Consider the following 22831-nt stretch of genomic DNA (forward strand, 5'->3'; position numbering starts at 1 on the left):
GTCGCCGCCGGAGCATCGTCGCCTGATCGACGCCGTTCGCCTTCAATTGGTTACGTGGTGTGTTTCACCTGTAAGACAGTCTTTCGCCGATGCGACGTTTCGTCAATCTGGACAGGACCAATTTTCAGAAGGTTATAAGTATTGTCGAGCGGGCGTGACATTCCGGTCACAGTCGAATCGATCGGACGCGGCGACGCATTGCCGGTGACCACCATTCCGGGTTGCCCCGGAATAGCGGTCATCTGCGGTTTCGCGATTAAACCGGTCCCTCGTCCGACGAAGGCCGGTCGGACGATGAGCCTACATCAACAGATGCAGCACCCGTCCGTCGATCCGCGCCACCGCGCGGACACCAGGCAAGGTGGCAAGGTCAGCGGCTTCGACCGGGCGGTCGAGCACCACGCGCACCCGCCCTGCCAGCGACCGCGCCTCGACGATCGCCGCGTCGCCGCCCAGTGCCGCGACCAGTGCGGGCGACAGTGTCACCGCATCGTCCGCGACCGACGCGATGACCGGCGCGGAGGTCGCGACGCCACCGGCAGCGCCCGCGATACGGATCTCGTCGGCGACCTGATCGGCGATCGGACCGACCACCACCTGCACCCCCAGTGCGGACGGACGCAGCACGCCCATCGCGCCAAGACCCTTCAGCGCGGGTTCGTCGACCAGCGCCTGATCGACCACCAGCAAGCGCAGTCGCGTGGTGCATGCGCCGATGCTGGTCAGGTTGCCCGCGCCGCCCAATGCCGCGAGGAACGCCTGCCCCCGCTCGCCCGCCGCGACCGGTGCGGTCATCGACGGGGCAGAGGCATCGCGGCCTGGCGTCTTCAGGTCGAACCGCACGATGAAGAAGCGGAACACCCCGTAATATATCGCGAAGTAGGCCAGCCCGACCGGGATCAGCAGGATCGGTCGCGTCGCTTTTCCGTAATTCAGCACATAGTCGAACAGCCCGGCGGAGAAGGTGTAGCCAAGCCGGACGCCCAGCAGGTCCATCACCACTTCCGCAAGGCCGCTCAACACCGCGTGGACGACGTAGAGCAGCGGCGCGAGGAACATGAACGAGAATTCGATCGGTTCGGTCACGCCGGTCAGGAACGAGGTGAGCGCGAGGCTGAGCAACATGCCGCCCACCGCCTTGCGCCGTTCGGGCAACGCCGACCGGTACATGGCAAGGCATGCGGCGGGCAGGCCGAACATCATGACCGGGAAGAACCCGCTCATGAAGATTCCCGCCGACGGATCGCCCGCGAAGAAGCGGCGCAGATCGCCCGTCACGCCGTGATAATCGCCGATGACGAAATAGGCGACGTTGTTGAGGATGTGGTGCAGCCCGGTCACCAGCAGCAACCGGTTGAGCAGGCCGAATGCGAACAGGCCGAAGCTGCCCGATGCGATCAGCGCGCGGCTGCCGCTGTCGATCGCACCGGTGATGGCTTCGAAGCCGAGGCCGATCAGCGCGGCGATGGCGATGCCCGCCAGACCGCTGACGATCGGCACGAACCGCCGCCCGCCAAAAAAGGCGAGATATTCGGGCACGCGGATCGTGGAATAGCGGTTGTAGAACGCACCGGCCACGATGCCTGCGATGATCCCGATCGGCACGTCGATGCGCCCGAACGCCTTCGCCTTCCACGCCGCCGACAGCGTCGCCGCCACCGGTTCGGTGAACCCCGCCGTCACCTCGCCCGGCACGCCGATCAATACCGGTGCGCCGTTACGTATGACCAGATAACAGACCACGCCCGCAAGACATGCCGCGCCGTTGCCGTCGCGCGACAGCCCGGTCGCCACGCCGATCGCGAACAACAGCCCCAGATTGTTGAACAACGCGTCGCCCGCCGCCGCCAGCAGCGCGATATCGAGCAGGTCGGGCTGACCCAGCCGCAGCAGCAGCCCGGCAACGGGCAGCACCGCGATCGGCAGCATCAGCGCACGGCCGATCGGCTGGAGCAGTTCGATCGGCGACTTCATGCGTCCAGTCCTTTCAGGAAATCGCGCGACAGGGCGCGGACCTCGGTCGGCGACGACAGCGTCAGCGCCTCCGTCGCCAACGCGGCGCAGCGGTTGATGGTCAGGCCGCGTACCAGCGCCTTGAGTTCGGGAACGAACCGCGGCGCGGCGGACAATTCGGTGATGCCCAGACCGATCAGCAGCGGGATCGCCAGCCGATCCGACGCCAGCCCGCCGCACACCCCGACCCATCGGCCATGCCGCGCCGCGCCGGTTGCGGTGTGGGCGATCAGTTGCAGCACGGCGGGATGCAGCCCGTCGACGCCGCTGGCGACCGCCGGATTGCCGCGATCCATCGCCAGCGCATATTGGGTCAGGTCGTTGGTCCCGATCGACAGGAAATCGGCATGTGCGGCCAGCGTCGCCGCCGTCACCGCCGCCGCCGGGGTTTCGACCATGATGCCGACTTCCACCGGTTCGGCGATGCCCATTTCACTGCGCAGTCGTTCGACCACGGCCCGCACCGCGACGATTTCCGCCACGCTGGCGACCATCGGCACCATGATCCGGCATTGTCCGGCCGGACGAACCGACAGAATGGCGCGCAACTGTGCTTCGAGTAACTCCGGCATGGCCAGCGCGACGCGGATGCCGCGCAACCCCAGCGCCGGATTTTCCTCGACAGCGATCGGCAGATACGGCGCGGGCTTGTCGCCACCGACGTCCAGCAGCCGTACGATCAGCGGTCGTCCGTCCAGCGTCGCGGCGATCGCGCCGTACAGCGCCGCCTGTTCGGCGACATCGGGCGCGGTCGCGCGATCGAGGAACAGGAATTCGGTGCGCAACAGCCCCGACCCCTCCGCTCCGTTCGCTACCGCGACTTCGGCATCGGCAAGCGAGCCGAGATTGGCGAACGCTTCGATCCGCACGCCGTCGGCGGTGACGCAGGCTTCGTCGGCACGGGCCAGCGCCGCTGCCTGCGCGGCTTGGCGTGCTGCGGCGACATCGCGCGCGCTCGCCAACGTCGCCGCATCGGGCGCGACGTGCAGGATTCCCGCATCGGCATCGAGGATCAGCGGCGTGCCGTCGGCCACCGCCGTCAACGCGTCGCCGATCGCGACCAGCGCGGGCAATCCCATCGTCGCGGCAAGGATCGCGACGTGCGAGGTCGGCCCGCCGCGCTCCACCGCAAGGCCCGCGACGTGGGCGGGGTCGAGCGCCATCACCTGCGACGGCAACAGATCGTCGGCAATCAGGATCGTACCCGGCGCGAACACCGGCACGCTGGCGGCGGTGCCGGTCAGCACGCCCAGCACCTGTCGTTCCAGATCGAGCAGATCGTCGGCGCGCTCGGCCAGCCGCGCATCGCCCAGCCCTTTCAACCCCGCCGCCTGCGCCCGCGTCGCATGGCGCCATGCATGGCCCGCGTCGCGGCCCTCGGCAATCGCGGTGCGGGCGGCGGCAGTCAGATCTGCATCGTCGAGGAACGCGACATGCGCCGCGCGGATTGCCGCCGCCGCGCCGGTTCCGTCGTTCAACGCCGCGCGCACCGTCTCCAGCGCGCGATCGAGCCGACCGAATTCCACCGTAACGCCTGCGCCGTCGACCGGCACCGCGATGTCGGCGACCTGCCAGCGTCGGGCGATGCCGATCGCATAGCCGGGGGCGGCCAGCGTGCCGGCCAATTGTCCGGCGGGCAGTTCGACCTGCGTCACCGATGCGGCGGGAACGGCGGGGACGGGCGCATGCGCTACCCCCTCCCCCATGCCGCCTTCGATCAGCGCGACCAGCGCCGCCACGGCATCGGCAGCATCGGGTCCGGCGGCGGCGACCTGTACCGTGTCGCCGAACCGGATGCCGAGGCCGAGCAGCCCGACCGCGCCGCGCGTTCCGGCTTCGCGGCCGTCCTTCGCCAGCCAGCTTTCGGCGGCGAAGCTGCGCGCCGTCTCGCCGATCCGCGCGGCGGGGCGCGCGTGCAACCCGTGCGCAAGGGGCACGCGCACGCTGGCGACCACGCGTTCGCCGCCGGGCAGCGGCGCGGTATCGTTGGTGACCGCGATCGGCTCCAGCGTCAGCAGCGGATCGCCGATCGCGACCAGCCGTCCGGTTTCACGCGTCGCGATGCGGAAACGATCGGCATTGGTGACGATCAGCGGCGTCAGCACCGACGGCGCCGACCGGACCAGCGCGTCGAGATCGAGGTCGATCAGCGCCTGCCCGCGCTCGACCCGCTCGCCCACCGCAACGCGGGCGGTAAAGCCTTGGCCGCCCAGTTGCACCGTATCGATGCCGATATGCATCAGCAGTTCGACGCCGCCCTCACCCCGCATGGTGATCGCATGGCCGCCGGCATGCAGCGTCAGCACCTCGCCATCGCATGGCGCGTGCAGGCAGGCGCCAACCGGATCGATCGCGACCCCGTCCCCCAGCATCCGCCCGGCGAAGACGGCATCGGGTACGTCGTCCAGCGGGGTGGCCCAGCCCTGAAGCGGTGCGGTCAGGAGGATGGCGGTCATGGGCTGCCCCGGAATGATGCGTCCGCCTTGCCGACTGGGCCGCGCGACGCGATGAAGATGGTCCCCCGGTCGCCCGGCGGTTCAAACGATACGGACGCCGCCGATCCATGTGCCACGGACGCGCAGCGCGGCGTCCAGCCACACGAAGTCGGCCTGATTGCCGACCGACAGCGTGCCGATCCGGTGCGACAGGCGCAGGAACGCGGCGGGATTGGCCGATGCCATCGCCACCGCATCGTGCATCGCCACCCCCAGGTCGTGCAAATTCGCCACGGCCTGCGCCATGTCGAGATCGCACCCGGCCAGCGTCCCGTCGGCACCCACGCACACGCCGTTTTCGACGCGGATCGGCTGACCGTTCAGCACGAAATCCTTCGATGCCGCGCCGACGCTGGGCATCGCATCGGTCACCAGCATGAAGCGATCGATCGGGCGTGCCGCCAGCGCGATGCGGATCGCGGCCGGATGCAAATGCGCACCGTCGACGATCAGCCCGGCATAGACCGTGCGATCTTCCAGCACCGCGCCGACCACGCCCGGCTCGCGATGGCGCAACGGCGACATGGCGTTGTACAGGTGCGTCACGCCGCGCGCACCGGCATCGATCGCCGCCCGCGCCTGCGCATAGGTCGCGTCGCTATGGCCGATGCTGACGATCACCCCCGCGGCGGTCAGCGTTTCGATCGCGCCTGCCGGATTGCGTTCGGGGGCCAGCGTCACCATCACCACGCCCCGACGCGGGCGGGTGAGCAATGCCAGCGCGTCGTCGTCCAGCGCACGAAAATGCACGGGATCATGGATGCCCTTGCGATCGGGACTCAGGAACGGCCCCTCGACATGGATACCGATCACGCCGGGCACGCCCGCCTCGATCGCGGCATCGACCGCGTCGAGCGCGGCGGCGACCACGTCCAGCCGGTCGCTGATCAACGTCGGCAGGAACGCGGTAGTGCCGTATCGCGCATGCGCCGCGCCGATCGTCGCGATCGTCGCTGGCGTCGGCGCGTCGTTGAACAACACGCCGCCGCCGCCATTGACCTGCGTATCGACGAAGCCCGGCACCAGCCAGCCGCCGTCGAGGTCGATCGCCTGCGCATCGCGGTCGGCGTGGAATGCGGCGATGCGCCCGTCGGCGACGGTGAAGGCGCATCCGTCCTGCTCGCCGCCATCGGCAAGAACGCGGCCGCCGCGAAAGACGAAACCGGTCATCGCGTCTCGGTGACCTTGCGCAGGTGCGGCGGCTGATCGGGGTTCAGCCCGCGACGCAACGACACGGTGTTGATCATGCGATAGAAGCTCTGGATCATCAGGATCGGCTCCATCGCGGGATGCTGGCAGATCGCGGGCGGTTCGCTGGCCAGTCCCCGCCGCGCATCGGCCAGATGCACCGCCGCGCCTCTCGACGCGAACTCCGCCGCCGCCGCGCGGACATCGTCGCCCGCCTCGTCCGATGTGGCGAAACCCAGCAGCGGGAAACCATCGGTGATAATCGCCATCGGTCCGTGGCGGACTTCGGCACTGCTGAACGCCTCGGCGTGCAGCGCGCTGGTTTCCTTCATCTTCAGCGCCGCTTCCTGTGCGATTCCAAAGCTGTATCCGCGCCCGATCACGAACAGGTTGCGTGCATCGACCAGCGTATCGGCGACGGGTGTCCAGTCCAGTTCGAACGCCTGCGCCAGTCCGCCGGGCAGCGCGTCGAGCGCATCGAGCAGTGCCGCGTCCTCGCTCCAGTGCGCCGCGATCGCGGCAAGGCCGGCGAGCGAGACGATGAACGACTTGGTCGCCGCCACCGATGTCTCCGCACCCGCAGACAGCGGCAGGACGGTGTCCGCCAGCGCGGCAAGCGGCGCGCGCTCGTCATTGACCAGCACCACGACCCGCGCGCCGGCCGCCTTGTAGCTTTCGACGGTGCGCAACAGGTCGGGGCTGCGGCCCGATTGCGATACCGCGATCACCAGCGCGTTCATCCGCTCCATCCGCGTGGCATAGATCGACGCGACCGACGGCGCCGCCGACGCGACCGGCACGCCGGCAAGCGTTTCGATCAGATATTTGCCATAGGTCGCGGCATGATCCGACGATCCCCGCGCACAGGTGACGACCAGCGCAGGCGGGTCCGCCCGAAGCGATGCGCCGAGTTCGGCCAGCGCCACCGCGTTGCGGGCGAGGAACCGCGCGACCGCGTCGGCACCTTCCGCCGCCTCGCGGTGCATCAGCGTGCGATCGGCGGCAACCGGTGCCGGTTCGGCATGGACCGTGGACGTCATGAACCCCCTATGTCGCCGGCCCGAAGCCGGATCAGCTGGCGTTGAGTTCGGCAACGACGTCATAGGCGTCGCCCCGATAATAAGACTGCGTGAACTCGACCGTGTCGCCATCGGCCAGAAAACCGCGACGTTCGATGAACAGGCCGGCATGCCCGGTCTCGACCCCCAGCCGACGCGCCTGTTCTGCCGGAAACGCCATCGCGCGCAGCCGTTGCAGCGCGCGCACCGGGCGGCATCCGACTTTTTCGAGCGCGGCGTACAGCGAATCGCCGACCGCATCGACGCCCGGCAGGCAATGTCCCGCGATCGTCGCATATTCGACCGCCATCGGCACGTCGTCGGCATAGCGCATCCGCTGAAACCGATAGACCGGCGTTCCCGGCGACAGACCCAGCGACATCGATTCCTCGGGCGTCACCAGCCCGGTCATGCGCGATACCCATTCGCTGCCAGGCACACGGCCACGCGATACCATATCCTCCGAAAAGGACGACAATTTGGAAAAGCTCTTTTCGACCCGTGCCGCGACGAAGGTTCCCGCACCGCGACGGCGCACGACCAGCCCTTCATTGGCCAGCCCCTCGATCGCCTTGCGCACCGTGATGCGCGACACGTCATATTCCGCCGCCAGTTCACGTTCGGGCGGGATCGCGTCGTCCTGCAACAGCACCTTGCGCTCGATCGCGCCGCGGACAAGTTGCTGCAGCTGTACATATAGCGGTGCGTGCGCGTCGTCGCGCAACCGCCCCACCCGTTCGGAAAACGTCATGCCCTCGCCTCTCGATACCCTGTCTGGGCCAGCGTAGGGGACGGACGGCATATTCACAACTCGGACCATAGGTATGTTTTTGGTCCCAATCAATCCTGTTTTGCGGGCAATGGTACGGCCGGTGACAGGATTGGTTTCGATCCGGCCGGACGCCCGGAATGGTTCGAATCAATCACCTGTTTAGCTGAACCACTTGGCATTCTTAGGGGATGAACACTGAAAATCTAGCTTTCTGCCACGCCAATCACGCTATGCAAACCATTGCCAATGGCCAGCTAGGTCATTGATGTTATTCATAATATTTTACACGATACCTTTGGCTGCCGACGTGAGCGTGCTTTCGGTCCGTCCGGTCTTTTCACAAGCGGATCGCGTTTTCATTTTTATGTAGCTTTTGTTGCGGTTATTGGTCACACTGTATCCGACCAAAATGATCCGTCATGATACCTTTAGAGTACCAATGAGCGGACGAAGTCGTGTTTGAAGCGTACGCCGCCGTCGCGGCAGATCGGGGGGGCGCATCCCGCGCCCGAACACAAAGGGGATCGGGTCATGGCCTTTTCACGTTTCGCATATCTCGCTTCCACCGCGCTGGTCGCCGTCGCCACACCGGCGTTCGCGCAGACCGACCCGGCACCCGCACCGGCCGAAACCGTGTCGGAAGACGACACGATCACCGTCACCGGCATCCGCCGTTCGATCGCGGATTCGATCGCGACGAAGCGTGAGGCCAACTCGATCGTCGACGTCATCAGCGCCGAGGACGTGGGCAAGTTCCCCGACAGCAACATCGCCGATTCGCTGGCGCGCCTGCCCGGCGTGACGGTCGACCGCCAGTTCGGCGAAGGCGAACAACTCTCCATCGCGGGCACCGAGCCTGCGCTCAACCGCGTCACCATCGACGGCCATTCGGTCGCATCGGCCGACTGGGGCGGCAACCCGTCCGACCGGTCGAGCCGCAGCTTCAACTATTCGTTGCTGTCGCCGACCATCATCAGCCAGGCGGTGCTGTACAAGACGCCCGAAGCCCGGCTTCAGGAAGGTGCGATTGGCGGCACCGTCGACGTCGTGACCCGCAAGCCGCTCGACCTGAAGGCGAACACGATCGCCGCGACCGCCGGTGGCGAGTATAACGACCGCGCCCAGCGCGGCAGCTTCCGTGGATCGGCGCTGTACAGCTGGAAGAATGAAGACGAGACGATCGGATTTCTCGGATCGATCAGCTACGACAAGGAACAACTCAGCCGCGCCGGCGTCGCAAGCTACTGGTATCGCACCGGCGAAGCGCTGCTCGAAAGCTATCCGCGCGATGCGCAGGGCAACATCGTCTATGCCGGCCCGAACGGCACCGTCGCCAGCGGCGCGACGATCAACGGTTCGCGTCCGAACGCCGCGACGATCTCCGCGTTCAGTGCCTCGCGCTATGCCTCGTTCCTCGCCCGCGAATTCTTCAAGCAGGAGCGTGAGCGGATCAGCTTCAGTGGCGCGGTGCAGGCCAAGCCGACCGACAACCTGACCGTCACCGGCACCGCGCTCATCATCCGCGGTAATTACGACAACGTGTCGAACTCCGAATACACCTATGGCTTCGAAGGGTCGCGGATGACCGCCGCGACGTTCGTGCCCGGCACCAACGGCCAGCCCGGCATCGTCGATTCGGCGACCTTCTCCGGCATCACGTCGGGCACCGGATCGACCGGCCAGCTCGACACCTATTACCGTCGTACGCGCCTGAAGAACGATACCGTGTCGATGCTGATCGACTGGACGCCGGGCGAATGGATGGTCACCGGCAACGTCGGCGCCAGCCGCGCGACCGGGGGCAAGGATCCCGAATATCTGCTCGACTTCCGCACGCAGCAGGGCTTCACCGCCGGCGCCAACGGCCGCAACACGCAGGTAAACTGGAACTCGCCGGCCAGCGACCCGACCAAGTGGCTCAGCAACTTCACCGCCAGCGGTGGCGAGAACATCACCGCCACCGACGGCCGCACTTTCTTCGGTCGTCAGATCGGCGGCATTCCGTTGCAGTCGGGCTTCACGACCGACAGCGAAATTTTTGGCGAAGTGAACGTCAAGCGCGATATCGAATGGGGTCCGTTGAAGACGATCCTGTTCGGTGGCCGCTATGCGTCGCACCTGAACGGCAACACGTCGTACAGCAACGCCGTGTTCACCAATCAGAACTTCACGCTCGCCGATCTCGATTTCTATGTTCAGGACAGCAACCTGTACAACGGCCTCGGCACGTCGGGTAACGGCACGCCCTATGCCACGCTGGACAAGGACGGCATCATCGCCGCGCTTACCAAATATGGCAACTTCACCGACGATCGCGGGCTGGCGCGCGGCGAATATTGGCGGGTCCGTGAAAAGATCGCGGCGGGTTACGTCCAAGCGAATTTCGAGCTGGGTCAGTTCCGCGGCAACATCGGCGGTCGACTGGTCAACACCAGCGACAAGTCGAGCTTCTACCTGTCGAGCGGAAATTCGAGCGCCTTCACCACCGTGGACAGCGACGAAACCCGGTTCCTGCCGGCCGCGAACCTGATCTACAAGGCAGGTGACGACGTCGTGCTCCGCGCTGCGGCTGCCAAGGTCATCGCACGGGCGCGCTACAGCGATCTCGCCGGTTCGGTATCGCTGACCGATACGATCGTCCTGCCGGACGGCACGGTCAACGGCAGCGGTAGCGGCGGCAACCCCGATCTGAAGCCCTATGCCGCCACCAACTTCGGCCTGTCGGCCGAATGGTATTTCGCACCGGCCAGCTTCCTTGCGGCTGAAATCTTCTATCGCGACATTTCCAACTATGTCGGCAACGCCGTCGAGGAAGGTGTGGAGTTCACCAACACCGTCACCGGCCGGACGGGGATCTATGCGATCTCGCGCCCGGTCAACGGCGGCAAGGCATCGGTCACCGGCTTCTCGCTGTCGGGCAACACGTCGATCGCCTATGGCTTCGGCGTGCAGGGCAGCTACACCTTTGCCGATGCGGATACGCCGTTCTCCACCGGCCTGCCGTTCCTGTCGCGGCATACCTTCCAGGTATCGCCCTATTACGAGAACGGTCCGCTTCAGGTCCGTGCCAGCTACAACCGCCGGTCGAAGTATTTCTATCGCTTCGGTCGTCAGGCATCGGCCGATTTCACCGACCGCTATCGCCAGCTCGATGCGCAGGTTTCCTATGCACTGACCGAAGGCGTGTCGGTCACGGCGTCGGCATCGAACCTGCTCGACGAGACCTATTATCAGTACAGCAGCACGCCGGATGCGCCGACGTCGATCTACAAGAACGGTCGCGTCTTCTCGCTCAGTGCGTCGTTCCGCATGTAAACGGCCTCCCCGGCGGGGGGCGTGTCCCCATGTCCCCCGCCTCTGGCCCCGGCATTGCCGGGGCTTTTTTCGCGTCGGGCGGCTACATGGTTTCATCGGCCGATTCGGCTGGACGATCAGGAGTTTAGCGTGAAGCATCGTTCCATCCACCGCAGCAACGTCCCCCATCGCCGTACGGCACGGCGCGCGCTGGTCCTGCTGCTGGCCGCCGCGCCCGCTGCCCTGTGGGCCGCACCGCGCGAAACGGTGACGCTGGACAAGGGATGGACCGTGCGCCTCGCCTCCGGCGATCCGGCGACGAAGGATCATCCGAAGGCGGCACGATGGGTGCCGGCAACGGTGCCCGGCTATGTCCAGACCGACCTGATCGCGGCGCGGCTGACCCCCGATCCGTTCACCGGCCTGAACGAGGCGACGATCCAGTGGGTCGGGCGCAGCGACTGGGACTATCGCGGGCGGCTTAACGCCACGCCGGCGATGCTCGCGCGCGATCATCTCGACCTCGTGTTCGACGGGCTGGACACCTTTGCCGAAGTGTTCGTCAACGGCACGAAACTGCTGACTGCCGACAATGCGCATCGTCGCTGGCGGGCCGATGCCAAACCGTTGCTGAAGGCCGGCGCGAACGAGATCCGCATCGCGTTCCGGTCGCCGTTGGGCGTGCTGAAACCGATGGTCGCGGGGATCGCCAACCCCCTGCCCGGCGAATATGATTCGACCGCCGGGGACGAGCCGGCGGGGCGGCAGACGTCGCCCTATATCCGCAAGCCGAAATATCATTACGGCTGGGACTGGGGTCCCCGCATCATCAATGTCGGACCCAACGGTCCCGTCCGGCTCGACGCATGGGACGATGTGCGCATCGACACGCTGCGCGTCCAGCAGGAAGCCGTTACGACGGCGGAGGCGCGGCTGTCCGCCGACGTGACGCTGATCGCCGATCGCGATGCCACGGTGCAGGTCGATGCGATCGTCACCGGGCCCGACGGCGTGCAGGTCCGCGCGACGCGCAGCGTGGCGGTGACGGCGGGTGAGAACCGCGTCAGCGTGCCGGTCGCCATCCCCGATCCGAAACTGTGGTATCCCGCCGGCTATGGCGCGCAGCCGCTGTATACCGTCGCGACCGAAACCCGGCTGGACGGCGAGTTGATCGACACCGCGACGCGCAGCACCGGCATCCGCACGGTCGAGCTGGTGCGGGAAAAGGACGCGATCGGCCGCGGTTTCCTGTTGAAGGTCAACGGCATCCCAATGTTCGCCAAGGGCGCGAACCTGATCCCCTTCGACAGTTTCGCCCCGCGCGTCACCGACGCCCGCATGGCGTCGATCATGGCGGACGCGAAAGCCGCCAACATGAACATGATCCGCATCTGGGGCGGTGGTCACTACCTGCCCGACAGCTTTTTCGACGCCGCCGACCGGCTGGGGCTGATGATCTGGTCCGACTTCATGTTCGGCGGCGCGGTCACCCCCTATGACCGTGAATTCCGCGAGAATGTGCGGATCGAGGCGGAGGAACAGGTCGACCGGGTGCAGGCGCATCCGTCGATCGTGCTGTGGTCCGGCAACAACGAAGTGCTGTCGGGCTGGGAAACGTGGAGCGACCGCACTGCGTTCAAGGCGCGCGTCGGGCCGGAGGAGCGCGAGCGCGTCGGCGTGGGCATGGCGATCCTGTTCAATCAGGTGCTGCGCGACGCTGCCGAACGGCGCGATGCCGACGTCCCCTATTGGCCCGGCAGCCCGAGCAGCAATTACGACGGCAAGCCCGATCAAGATGCCGATGGCGACCGCCATTACTGGGACGTGTGGGGCGGCAAGAAGCCCGCCACCGCCTATCTCGACAGCTGCCCGCGCTTCATGTCCGAATACGGGCTTCAGGCGATGCCGGGCATGGCGACGGTTCGCGCCTTCGCCGGCCCGAAGGATCTGGCGATCGAATCGCCGGTGATGAAGGCGCACCAGAAATTCCTGAAGGGCGAGGGTCAGGGGCGGCTGCTCGACTATATCCGCATGCGCTATCGCGAGCCGCGCGACTTCGCCGACTTCGTGTACCTGTCGCAGGTGATGCAGGCGGACGGCATCGCGATCGGCGCGCTGCACCATCGCGCCTGCCGCCCGGTGACGACCGGATCGCTCTATTGGCAGCTCAACGACGTGTGGCCAGGCGCCTCATGGTCGAGCATCGATTATTTCGGACGGTGGAAGGCGCTGCACTTTGCTGCGCGCCGCTTCTTCGCCCCCGTCGCGATCGCGGCGGGTCGTCGGGAAAACGGCGTGACGGAGGTGACGCTGATTTCCGACCGGACGGTGCCTGCCGACGCGCGCTGGACGATCCGCACGATCGATGTCGAGGGACGCGAACTGGCGAAGCGCGAGGCGGCGGTGACGCTGGCCCCGCTGTCGGCGACGAAGGTCGCGTTGCTGTCCGACGCCGATCTGTTCGGCGATGCCGACCGGACGCGCAGCATCGCCGTCGCCGAATTGACGGTCGACGGCGCGCCGGTATCGCGGGCCCTGGTGACTGCCGTACCGGAAAAGGCGATGGCGCTGCCCGATCCGGGGCTGACCACGCGCTGGTCGACGGTCGACGGCGAGCCGGCGGTGACCGTCACCGCAACGCGTCTTGCCCGTGCCTTGTGGATCGATTTCGGCGTGTTGCCGGTACAGGCGTCGGACAACTTCCTCGATCTGTTGCCGGGTGAAAGCGTGACGGTGACCGTCACGGGCGACGCATCGCCCGCCGCGCTGAAACGCGCACTACGGTTGCGGACGCTGGGTACGGAGATCACGAAATGAGCCTGCTTCTCGCGCTGCTAGCACCCCTGCCCGAACCGTTGCCCACGCCCGATCCGCAGATCGCCGCCACCATCGCCACGATGACCCCGGCGGAAAAGGCGGCGCAGTTACAGAGTACCGCCCCCAAACAGGGCGACGTGCTGCCCGAATATGATTATTGGAACGAAGCGCTGCACGGCCTTGCGCGCAACGGCGTGGCGACGGTGTTTCCGCAGGCGATAGGGCTGGCCGCGACGTGGGACGTGACGCTGCTGGAACGGATCGGCACCGTGGTGTCGACCGAGGCGCGGGCGAAATACAACGCGCTGCCGGGCAAGGACCGCCGCCGGTATCAAGGGCTGACGATATGGTCGCCCAACATCAACATTTTCCGCGACCCGCGCTGGGGCCGGGGCATGGAAACCTATGGCGAGGACCCGGTGCTGACCGGCATGCTCGCGGTCGGCTATGTCCGCGGGTTGCAGGGACCGGACGCGAGCCAGCCGCGCGTGATCGCCACGCCCAAGCATCTGGTCGCGCATAGCGGGCCGGAGGCGGGACGCGACGCGTTCAGCGTCCAGACCGCGCCCTATGACATGGAAGCGACCTATCTGCCCGCGTTTCGCCGCGCGTTGACCGAGGGCAAGGCGCAATCGGTGATGTGCGCCTATAACGGCGTGCACGGTATCCCGGTGTGCGCCGACGACGCGCTGCTCAACGGACGGGTACGGCACGACTGGGGCTTTACCGGGTTCGTCGTGTCGGATTGCGATGCGATCGGCAATATCGCGCATTACCAGCGCTATCGCCCCGACAACGCGTCCGCGTCCGCCGCCGCGATCGATGCCGGAATGGATCTGAACTGCGGGCGCGCCTTTTCCGCGCTCGACGTCGCGCTGGCAAAGGGGCTGACGACACCGGCGACGGTCGACACCGCGCTGGCCCGGGTGTTCGCCGCACGCAAGCGGCTGGGCGACGCATTCGGCGCGAAGAGCCGGTGGGACGCGATCGCACCCGGTGAACTCCACACCCCGGCCAACCGCGCGCTGGCGTTGGAAGCGGCAGGCAAGTCGCTGGTGCTGCTGAAGAACGACGGCGTCCTGCCGCTGAAGCGCGGCGCGCGCATCGCGGTGGTCGGGCCGAACGCCGACAGCCTCGACGTACTGGAGGCCAATTACAACGGCACCGCCGCCGATCCTGTCACGCCGCTCGCCGGACTGCGCGAACGGTTCGCGGTGACCTATGCCCAGGGATCGACGCTGGCGGCGGGTGTGCCGTTGCCGGTGCCCGAAACCGCGTTCGGTACAGGGTTGAAGGCGGAGTTCTTCACCGACCCGGCGATGACCGGCGCGCCGGTCGTGACGCGCACCGACCGGCGGATCGATTTCGACTGGGGACGCACCTCCCCCGCCGCCGGGTTACCGGTCGGACGCTATGGCGTCCGCTGGACCGGCACGCTGACCCCGCCGGGTCCGGGTCGGTACGTGCTGCGCATCGATCTCAACCGGTGCTGGGACCGGTGCACCGGTCGCGATGCGGTGAAGCTGACGATCGACGGGCGCGACGTGCTAGCCGGCAGCGGCACGGCGGCGGTCGAAGGGGCGGCGAACGACAGCAAGAGCGAACGGATGGAGGCGGCGATCGACTTCGCCGACACGACGCCCCGGCCGTTCCAGCTCGACCTGACCCATGCCAGCGACGACGACAGCATCCGGCTGACGTGGATCGCGCCGCCCGAACCGCAACTGGTCGCCGCCCGCGCCGCCGCCGATGCGGTAGATGCCGTCGTCGCGTTCGTCGGCCTGTCCCCGGCGGTTGAGGGAGAAGCGTTGCAGATCGAGGTCGCGGGATTTTCGGGCGGCGACCGCACCGACGTTGCGCTGCCCGCCGCGCAGCAGAAGCTGCTGGAAACGGTCAAAGCCAGCGGCAAGCCGCTGGTGGTCGTCCTGCTGTCGGGCAGTGCGGTGGCGATGCAATGGGCGAAGGACCATGCCGACGCGATCGTCGCCGGATGGTATCCGGGCGAGGTCGGCGGCACCGCCATCGCGCAACTGCTGGACGGCAGCATCAACCCGTCGGGCCGTCTGCCCGTCACCTTCGTCGCGAAGACCAGCGATCTGCCGGCGTTCGTCGACTATAATATGAAGGGGCGGACCTATCGCTACTTCGGCGGCACCCCGTTGTGGGGCTTCGGCCACGGGCTGAGCTACACCAGCTACGGCTATTCGGACGCGAAGGGACCGGCGACGATCGCGGCGGGCGAGACGCTGACCGTCACCGCGCGCGTCGCCAATTCGGGCGCACGCGCGGGCGAGGAAGTGGCGCAGGCCTATCTGATCGCGCCCGACGCGCTCAACCGCATCGGCGGTTTCAACGATCCGGTGCTGCGTCACAGCCTTGTCGGGTTCCGCCGGGTCGCGCTGAAACCGCGACAGGCGCGTACGGTGACGTTCACGCTCGATCCACGCCTGCTCAGCACCGTCGCACGCGACGGCACGCGCGCAGTGCGGCCGGGCAAGTATCGCCTGTTCATCGGTGGCGGCCAGCCCGGCAGCGTGCCGGGCAGCGAGATCGCTTTTACCATCACCGGAACGCAGGAATTGCCGAAATGACCGGACCCGCCGTCTCCCGCCGCGCGCTGCTGGGCGGCACCGCATCGCTGGCATTGGCCGGGGCCGTGCCGGTCGGCGCGGCACCCGTGCGGGCACGCGCCGACCTGTTCATCGGCACGGGCGGCGATGGCCATGTCTTTCCCGGCGCGACCATGCCGTTCGGGATGGTCCAGCTGTCGCCCGACACCGATACCGCGCGCTGGGCGACATGTTCGGGCTATCACCGGGACGACACGTCGATCCTCGGGTTCAGCCACACGCATCTGTCGGGCACCGGCATCGGTGACATGCTCGACATCCTCGTCGTGCCGACGCGCGGACCGGTGCTGCTCGACGGCGGCCCGCTCGACGATCCTGACAAGGGGTATCGCCAGCGGTTTCGCGACGAGGTGGCCGAACCCGGCTATTATGCGGTCACGCTGGAAAGCGGGGTGCGGTCCGAACTGACCGTCACCGAACGGACCGGCATCCACCGCCACCGTTTTCCCGCCGGGCCGGGGCATATCCTGATCGACCTGTCGCATCTGGTGATGGAGGGGCCAAACGCGCGCCCCTATATCGATCAGGCCGCACTGACGCTGGAGGCCGATGGCACGCTGACCGGTACGCGCCGCGTGTTTCGTTGGGCCAAGGGGCGTCGAATCTTCTTTGCGATGCAGTTGTCGCGCAAACCCGACCGGGTGGAATTCTTCGGTGACGGCGATGCCCCGGCGGGCGGCAGCGGCGTGACCGGCAAGCGGTTGAAGGCCGTGCTGCATTTCGACGACGCTGGTGCCGCGCCGGTCGTGATCCGCACCGGCATTTCCGCCGTCGACCTTGCGGGTGCCAAGGCGAACCTTGCGGCGGAGGCGAAGCACTGGAGCTTCGATCGCTATGCCCGCGCCGCGCGTGCGGCATGGGCGGGCGAGCTGGACCTGATCCGGTTCGAGGGCGGCAGCACCGCGCAACGGGTCATCGCGACGACCGCGCTGTACCATGCGTCGATCGGCCCGACGCTGTTTTCGGACGTCGACGGACGCTATGTCGGGCTGGACCGCAAGGTGCACACCGTCCCGGCGGGCGAGCGCGCGTACAGCGCGTATTCGCTGTGGGATACCTATCGCGCATTCCATCCGCTGCAGACGCTGATCCGCCCGAAACTGACTCAGGGCTTCGTCGCCGACCTCATCCGCCAGACGCAGCAAAGCCCGTTCGGCCCGCCGGTCTGGCCGTTGCAGGGGGTGGAGACGGGAACGATGATCGGCTGGCACGCGGTGCCGGTGCTGGCCGAGGCGCGGGCCAAGGGGATCGTCGCCGATTATGCCGCCGCATGGCCGGGCGTGGCGAAGCGGTCGTTCGACTGGTCGACGCCGGTGCTCGACAACAGCGTCGGGGTGCAGGCGTATGACGAACTGGGCTATGTCCCCGCCGACCGCATTTTCGAAAGTGTCTCGCGCACGCTGGAATACAGCTATGACGATTATGCCGGGGCGTTCATCGCCGATGCGGCGGGCGACACGGCGGGCGCGGCGCGGCTGCGCAAGCGGTCGGGCAACTGGCAGGGCGTGTTCGACAAGCGCATCGGCTTCGCGCGCGGGCGGATGGCGGACGGGCGCTGGGCCGAACCCTATGCGCCCAACGCGCTGGGCCATTCGAAGAAATGGCGCGACTTCACCGAAAGCAACGGGTGGCAGGCGACGTTCCTGAACCAGCACGACATTCCTGGGCTGATCGCGGCGATGGGCGGCGATGCGGCGTTCGAGGCGAAGCTGGACGGATTGTTCAACGCGTCGTCCGAACTGCCCGCCGACGCGCCGCCCGACATTTCGGGGCTGGTCGGGCAATATGCCCATGGCAACGAACCGAGCCACCACGTCGCCTATATGTACGCATGGTGCGGCGCGCCGTGGAAGACGCAGGCGATGGTCCGCCGACTGCTGACCGAAATGTATCACGACCGCCCCGACGGCATCATCGGCAACGACGATTGCGGCCAGATGAGCGCATGGTATCTGTTCTCGGCACTGGGCTTCTATCCGGTCGATCCGGTCAGCGCGACCTATGTGCTGGGCAGCCCGCTGTTCGATCGCGCCACGGTACGGCTGGGCGGCGGACGGACGCTGGTGGTGGAAGCGCGCGGCAATGCGCCCGACCGGCCCTATGTCCACGCGGTACGCTGGAACGGGCGGCCATGGACCAAAAGCTGGATCGCGCATGCCGATCTGATGCGTGGCGGCACGCTGTCGTTCGATATGGCGGCGACGCCGAACAAGGCGTTCGGCGCGCGCGTGGAAGACCGGCCGGCGCGTTGATCGCCGCGCTGGTCCTCTTGTCGGGCGCGGCGGCGGGACCGATCGTCGTACCGCTCGACCGGGCATGCGTCGTGGGCAGCGATCCGGCGGCGGCGCTGTTGCGGCGACGGCTGACCGAGCGGGGCGCGGCGTGCGGTGCGGGTACGTCGGACCAACGATGTGCCGCCCCCGACGGAGGCGAGGGTCCAGCCGGGACGGTGGTCGCGGGAAGCGCGACACCCCTTACCCCGACCACCGCCGCCGCGGGGCAACAGGGATCGGCGAACGCAACGGGACAGGCCTGCCCGACCGTCACCATCACGTTCGTCCCCGCCACCACCCCGCGCGAAGCGTTCCGCATCGACACCACGCCGCGCACGGTCACGATCCACGCCGCCGGCACCCGCGCGCGTGTCTATGCCGCCGGGTGGCTGCTACGCCATCTCGACGGGACGACCCTGACCGCCCCGGGGCGGGTCAGCGAAGCGCCGGCGACCGCCATTCGCGGCACGCAGATCGGATATCGGGCAAAGAACAACAGCTACGATGCATGGACCCCGGCGATGCTGACCCGCCGGATCGAGGATTTCGCGCTGCTGGGGGCCAATCGCATCCAGTTCGTCGCCCCGGTGTCGGACGATGCCGCCACCTCGCCACTGTCGCCGCTGCCCGCGACCGAGACGCTGGTCGCGGTGGCGCAGGCCACGCACCGCCTCGGCCTCGACGTCGCACTCTTCTATCCGTTGCTGCGCGATTATACCGTGTCCGGCGCGGACGTGGCGGAGCGCGGCGACCTGCGCGCGCTGCTCGCCCGCCTGCCCGCGCTCGACGCGCTGTACCTGCCCGGCGGCGATCCCGGGCACAGCGCGCCGGACACGCTGTTTCCGTTGGCGCAAGGCTTGGCGGACACGCTGCGCCAGCGCTTTCCCCGTGCCGAACTGCTGCTGTCGACGCAGGGGTTCGATGCCGCCGCGCTCGACGCGTTCCATGCGCAACTGGCGAAACGCCCGCGCTGGTTGAGCGGCGTGTTCGTCGGGCCGCAGACACGCGATTCGATCGGCACGCACCGGACCCGCATCGCCGGGCGGTTCCCGATCGAAACCTATCCCGACACCGCGCACACGATGCATGCGCAGTTTCCGGTTCCGCAATGGCATCCCGCCTTCGCGCTGACGCAGGGACGCGAACCGGTGAACCCGCGCCCCGACGCGACGGCGCGCATCTTCGCGTATCTGGCGAACGGTACGCGCGGTTTCGTAACCTATAGCGAAGGGATCAACGACGACTGGAACGTGACCCAGTGGTTCCGCCTCGGCTGGAACCCCGCGACCACCGCCGAACAGGTCGCCGCCGACTATGCCCGGCTGTTCGTCGGCGATCCCGCCTTCGCGGCGGTGCCGTTCGCGCTGGAGGCGAACTGGCGCGGCGATCCGGCGGGCAATGCCGGAATCGACGCGACGCTGGCGCTGGTCGACCATGTCCGTCCGGCGGCATGGGCCGACTGGCGGATCGACCTGTACCGCTATCGCGCGACCTATGACGCGCTGGTCCGCCACCGGCTGATCGCGGCAAAGGCAACGCAGGCGGAAGCGCTCTATACGCTGCGACAGGCTCCTGCGACCGGTGCCGAACCCGCCATTGCCGCCGCACGCTTCGCCTATGCCCGGCCCGAACCGGCGATCGTCGCGCCACTGCGTGCCAGCCTGACCGCGATCGCCGACCGGCTGCGCGCGTCCGCCGGCATGCAGTTGTCGGTTGCCCGGCACGGCGCGTCGCATTGGGAACGCGGTGCCAATCTCGACCGCGCCGATATCGAACTGAACGATCGTACCGCGGTCGAACGCGATCTGGCCGCCGCGCTGTCCCTGCCCGATGCCGCTGCGCGCGTCGCCGCGATCGGCGATCCTTGGGGGATGATGACGCTGGCGCTGCACGACGATTTCGGCGACCCGGCGGCCGAACCGCATCTGGTGCGCGGGGCCGGCTTCGACACCGATCCGCAACGGATGGCCGGCGCGATCGATGGTGTCGCCGACCATATTCCCGACGAAGGCTGGCGGATCGCCGACCTCAGCTATGCCGAGGGACTGTACGAAACCCCCGTCCGCCTGCACTATACGGGGCTGGAGCGGAACCGCCGTTACCGCCTGCGCGCGCGCTGGGCGGGCGAGGACTATGCCCTGCCGATGCGGCTCGTCGCCGACGGCACCGAACTGCACGGGCCGCGCCCGCGCGCGACCAATCCCGAAACCGTCGACACCGCGATTCCGCCCGCGCTGACCGCCGACGGCGACCTGACGATCGAATGGCACCGCCCGCCCGGCATCGGCGGCGGCGGGCGCGGCCATCAGATCGCACAGGTCTGGCTCATCTCCGAATCCCTGACCGCTGGAGCGACCCCATGACCCCGATCCTTTCCCGCCGCGCATTAATGGGCAGCAGCCTGATCGCCGGGGCCGCCGCCTGTTCGCCGGTCCGGCCGAACGGCGGGTCGCTGCCGCTGCCCGCGCCATGGGGTGCGGTGCCCTCTGCCCGGCAACTGAAATGGCACGACCGGCGGCAATACGGCTTCATCCATTTTTCGATCAACACCTTCACCGACAAGGAATGGGGCTTTGGCGACGAAGACCCCAAGCTGTTCAACCCGACCGATTTTGACGCCGACCAGATCGTGGCGGCGGCAAAGGCGGGGGCGCTGACCGGACTGATCCTGACCGCCAAGCATCATGACGGCTTTTGCCTGTGGCCGACGATGCTGACCGAACACTGCATCCGCAATTCGCCGTACAAAGGCGGCAAGGGCGATATCGTCGGCGAAATGGCGGCGGCCTGCGCACGCGGCGGCATCGATTTCGGCGTGTACCTGTCGCCATGGGACCGCAACCGCGCCGATTACGGCACGCCGGCCTACATCACCTATTACCGTGCGCAGCTGACCGAATTGTGCACTCGCTACGGCAAGCTGTTCGAAGTGTGGTTCGACGGCGCGAACGGCGGCGACGGCTATTATGGCGGCGCACGGGAAACCCGCAAGATCGATGCGCCACGCTATTACGACTGGCCGTCGATCGTCGCGCTGGTCCATTCGCTGCAACCCGACGCCTGCACCTTCGATCCGCTGGGTGCCGATATCCGCTGGGTCGGGAACGAGGACGGCCATGCCGGCGACCCGTGCTGGCCGACGATGCCCAACCACCCCTATGTCCAGTCGGAAGGCTATACCGGCGTGCGCGGTGCGCCGCTGTGGTGGCCGGCGGAAACCGACGTGTCGATCCGTCCCGGCTGGTTCTATCACGCCGATGAGGACGTCCAGGTCAAGACGCCGCAAAAGCTGATGGAGATGTACGACCGGTCGGTCGGCAACGGCACCACGCTGCTCCTCAACCTGCCGCCCGACCGGCGCGGCCGTATTCCTGATCGCGACGTCGCCAGCCTGACCGCATTTGGCGACGCGATCCGCGCGACGTTCGCAACCGATCTGGCACGCGGCGCAGTGGCCAGCGCCAGCGCGGACGCGTCCGGCACCGCCGGCCATGTCGTCGACGGCCGGGACGATACCTTCTGGCTGTCGCCCGCCGATGCGCGCGACGCGACGCTGGTCCTCGACCTGCCGCCGGGGCGGAGTTTCGACACCATCCGGTTGCAGGAATGGCTGCCGCTCGGCCTGCGCATCACCCGCTTCGCGATCGACGTATCCGACGACGGGGATGCATGGCGCGAGATCGCGGCACGCGACATGGTCGGGCCGCAGCGGCTGATCCGACTGCCCGCGCCGATCGCGCCGCGCCGCGTCCGGTTCCGCACCGTCGCGGCGGAAGCGGGTCCGGCGCTGCGCGAATTCGCACTGTTCCGGTCGGTCGCCCCCGCGACGCTACCCCCTGCGCGGTCGAGCGATCCCAGCATCGTCGATCGCGCCGGATGGCGGGTGACGGCCGCCAGCGCGCCGGGCGGCGCGGCGGTACTCGACGATTCGCCGCGCAGCGCGTGGATCAGCCCCGCCCCCGCTACGCTCACCATCGACATGAGCCGCAGCGAGACGCTGGCCGGCTTCACACTGACACCGACCCGCCATGTCGATCCGAACGCCGCGCCGCCGATGAAATACCGCGTGGAAACCAGCATCGACGGCACGACATGGCAGAACGGCGGCGAAGGCGAGTTCCCCAACATCCACTACGCACGCGCAACCCAGCGCATGGCGTTCCCGACGGCGCGTGCCGTGCGCTATCTGCGCTTCGCCTTTCCGCAACCGGCGGTGCCCGCACCGGCAATCGCGGTCGCAGGGATCGGGGCGTTCCGGTAATCGCCTGTCGGGCGTGACACGGGTCGGTCC

The 22831-nt window shown here is 67.6% G+C and carries 11 protein-coding genes; 6 read left to right on the forward strand and 5 right to left on the reverse strand.

Annotation, left to right across the window (positions count from 1 at the left end):
• Positions 1–300 precede the first annotated feature (300 nt).
• From nagE to IFT55_RS12170, 5 genes are all read right to left on the reverse strand, one after another.
• Positions 301–1974, reverse strand: coding sequence for an N-acetylglucosamine-specific PTS transporter subunit IIBC (gene nagE, locus IFT55_RS12150; RefSeq protein ID WP_192092375.1), 1674 nt, complete (start codon positions 1972–1974; stop codon positions 301–303).
• Positions 1971–4469, reverse strand: coding sequence for a phosphoenolpyruvate--protein phosphotransferase (ptsP, locus tag IFT55_RS12155; protein ID WP_192092376.1), 2499 nt, complete (start codon positions 4467–4469; stop codon positions 1971–1973). Before ptsP ends, nagE begins: the two co-directional genes overlap by 4 nt.
• A gap of 81 nt (positions 4470–4550) precedes the next feature.
• Positions 4551–5678, reverse strand: coding sequence for an N-acetylglucosamine-6-phosphate deacetylase (gene nagA, locus IFT55_RS12160; protein ID WP_192092377.1), 1128 nt, complete (start codon positions 5676–5678; stop codon positions 4551–4553).
• The gene (locus IFT55_RS12165) at positions 5675–6736 is read right to left on the reverse strand and encodes an SIS domain-containing protein (RefSeq protein ID WP_192092378.1); all 1062 of its coding nucleotides are present in this window, start codon (positions 6734–6736) and stop codon (positions 5675–5677) included. The genes nagA and IFT55_RS12165 overlap by 4 nt, the downstream gene beginning before the upstream one ends.
• Before the next feature lie 31 nt (positions 6737–6767).
• Positions 6768–7505 (reverse strand): GntR family transcriptional regulator, encoded by a 738-nt coding sequence (locus IFT55_RS12170; protein WP_192092379.1) that lies wholly within the window; start codon positions 7503–7505, stop codon positions 6768–6770.
• Between the two features lie 552 nt (positions 7506–8057).
• Here IFT55_RS12170 and IFT55_RS12175 point away from each other — a divergent pair.
• From IFT55_RS12175 to IFT55_RS12200, 6 genes are all read left to right on the forward strand, one after another.
• The gene (locus tag IFT55_RS12175) at positions 8058–10841 is read left to right on the forward strand and encodes a TonB-dependent receptor (RefSeq protein ID WP_192092380.1); all 2784 of its coding nucleotides are present in this window, start codon (positions 8058–8060) and stop codon (positions 10839–10841) included.
• A 129-nt stretch (positions 10842–10970) separates the two neighbouring features.
• Positions 10971–13637 carry a beta-mannosidase gene (locus IFT55_RS12180; RefSeq protein ID WP_342029303.1) on the forward strand — a complete coding sequence of 889 codons (2667 nt, stop codon included), beginning with the start codon at positions 10971–10973 and terminating at the stop codon, positions 13635–13637.
• Positions 13634–16228 carry a glycoside hydrolase family 3 C-terminal domain-containing protein gene (locus IFT55_RS12185; RefSeq protein WP_192092382.1) on the forward strand — a complete coding sequence of 865 codons (2595 nt, stop codon included), beginning with the start codon at positions 13634–13636 and terminating at the stop codon, positions 16226–16228. Before IFT55_RS12180 ends, IFT55_RS12185 begins: the two co-directional genes overlap by 4 nt.
• A complete protein-coding gene (locus IFT55_RS12190) occupies positions 16225–18519 on the forward strand; it encodes a GH92 family glycosyl hydrolase (protein WP_192092383.1) in 2295 nt (764 codons plus the stop codon). Before IFT55_RS12185 ends, IFT55_RS12190 begins: the two co-directional genes overlap by 4 nt.
• On the forward strand, positions 18516–20903 hold the full coding sequence (locus IFT55_RS12195) for a hypothetical protein (protein WP_192092384.1): 2388 nt from the start codon (positions 18516–18518) through the stop codon (positions 20901–20903). The genes IFT55_RS12190 and IFT55_RS12195 overlap by 4 nt, the downstream gene beginning before the upstream one ends.
• On the forward strand, positions 20900–22801 hold the full coding sequence (locus tag IFT55_RS12200; RefSeq protein WP_192092385.1) for an alpha-L-fucosidase: 1902 nt from the start codon (positions 20900–20902) through the stop codon (positions 22799–22801). The genes IFT55_RS12195 and IFT55_RS12200 overlap by 4 nt, the downstream gene beginning before the upstream one ends.
• Positions 22802–22831 lie beyond the last annotated feature (30 nt).

This window comes from Sphingomonas sp. CFBP 13720, assembly GCF_014842075.1.
GTDB lineage: Bacteria > Pseudomonadota > Alphaproteobacteria > Sphingomonadales > Sphingomonadaceae > Sphingomonas.

Coding starts and splice junctions, on each gene's coding strand:
- nagE (WP_192092375.1), bottom strand. CDS start 1,974: ATGAAGTCGCCGATCGAACTGCTCCAGCCGATCGGCCGTGCGCTGATG.
- ptsP (WP_192092376.1), bottom strand. CDS start 4,469: ATGACCGCCATCCTCCTGACCGCACCGCTTCAGGGCTGGGCCACCCCG.
- nagA (WP_192092377.1), bottom strand. CDS start 5,678: ATGACCGGTTTCGTCTTTCGCGGCGGCCGCGTTCTTGCCGATGGCGGC.
- IFT55_RS12165 (WP_192092378.1), bottom strand. CDS start 6,736: ATGACGTCCACGGTCCATGCCGAACCGGCACCGGTTGCCGCCGATCGC.
- IFT55_RS12170 (WP_192092379.1), bottom strand. CDS start 7,505: ATGACGTTTTCCGAACGGGTGGGGCGGTTGCGCGACGACGCGCACGCA.
- IFT55_RS12175 (WP_192092380.1), top strand. CDS start 8,058: ATGGCCTTTTCACGTTTCGCATATCTCGCTTCCACCGCGCTGGTCGCC.
- IFT55_RS12185 (WP_192092382.1), top strand. CDS start 13,634: ATGAGCCTGCTTCTCGCGCTGCTAGCACCCCTGCCCGAACCGTTGCCC.
- IFT55_RS12190 (WP_192092383.1), top strand. CDS start 16,225: ATGACCGGACCCGCCGTCTCCCGCCGCGCGCTGCTGGGCGGCACCGCA.
- IFT55_RS12200 (WP_192092385.1), top strand. CDS start 20,900: ATGACCCCGATCCTTTCCCGCCGCGCATTAATGGGCAGCAGCCTGATC.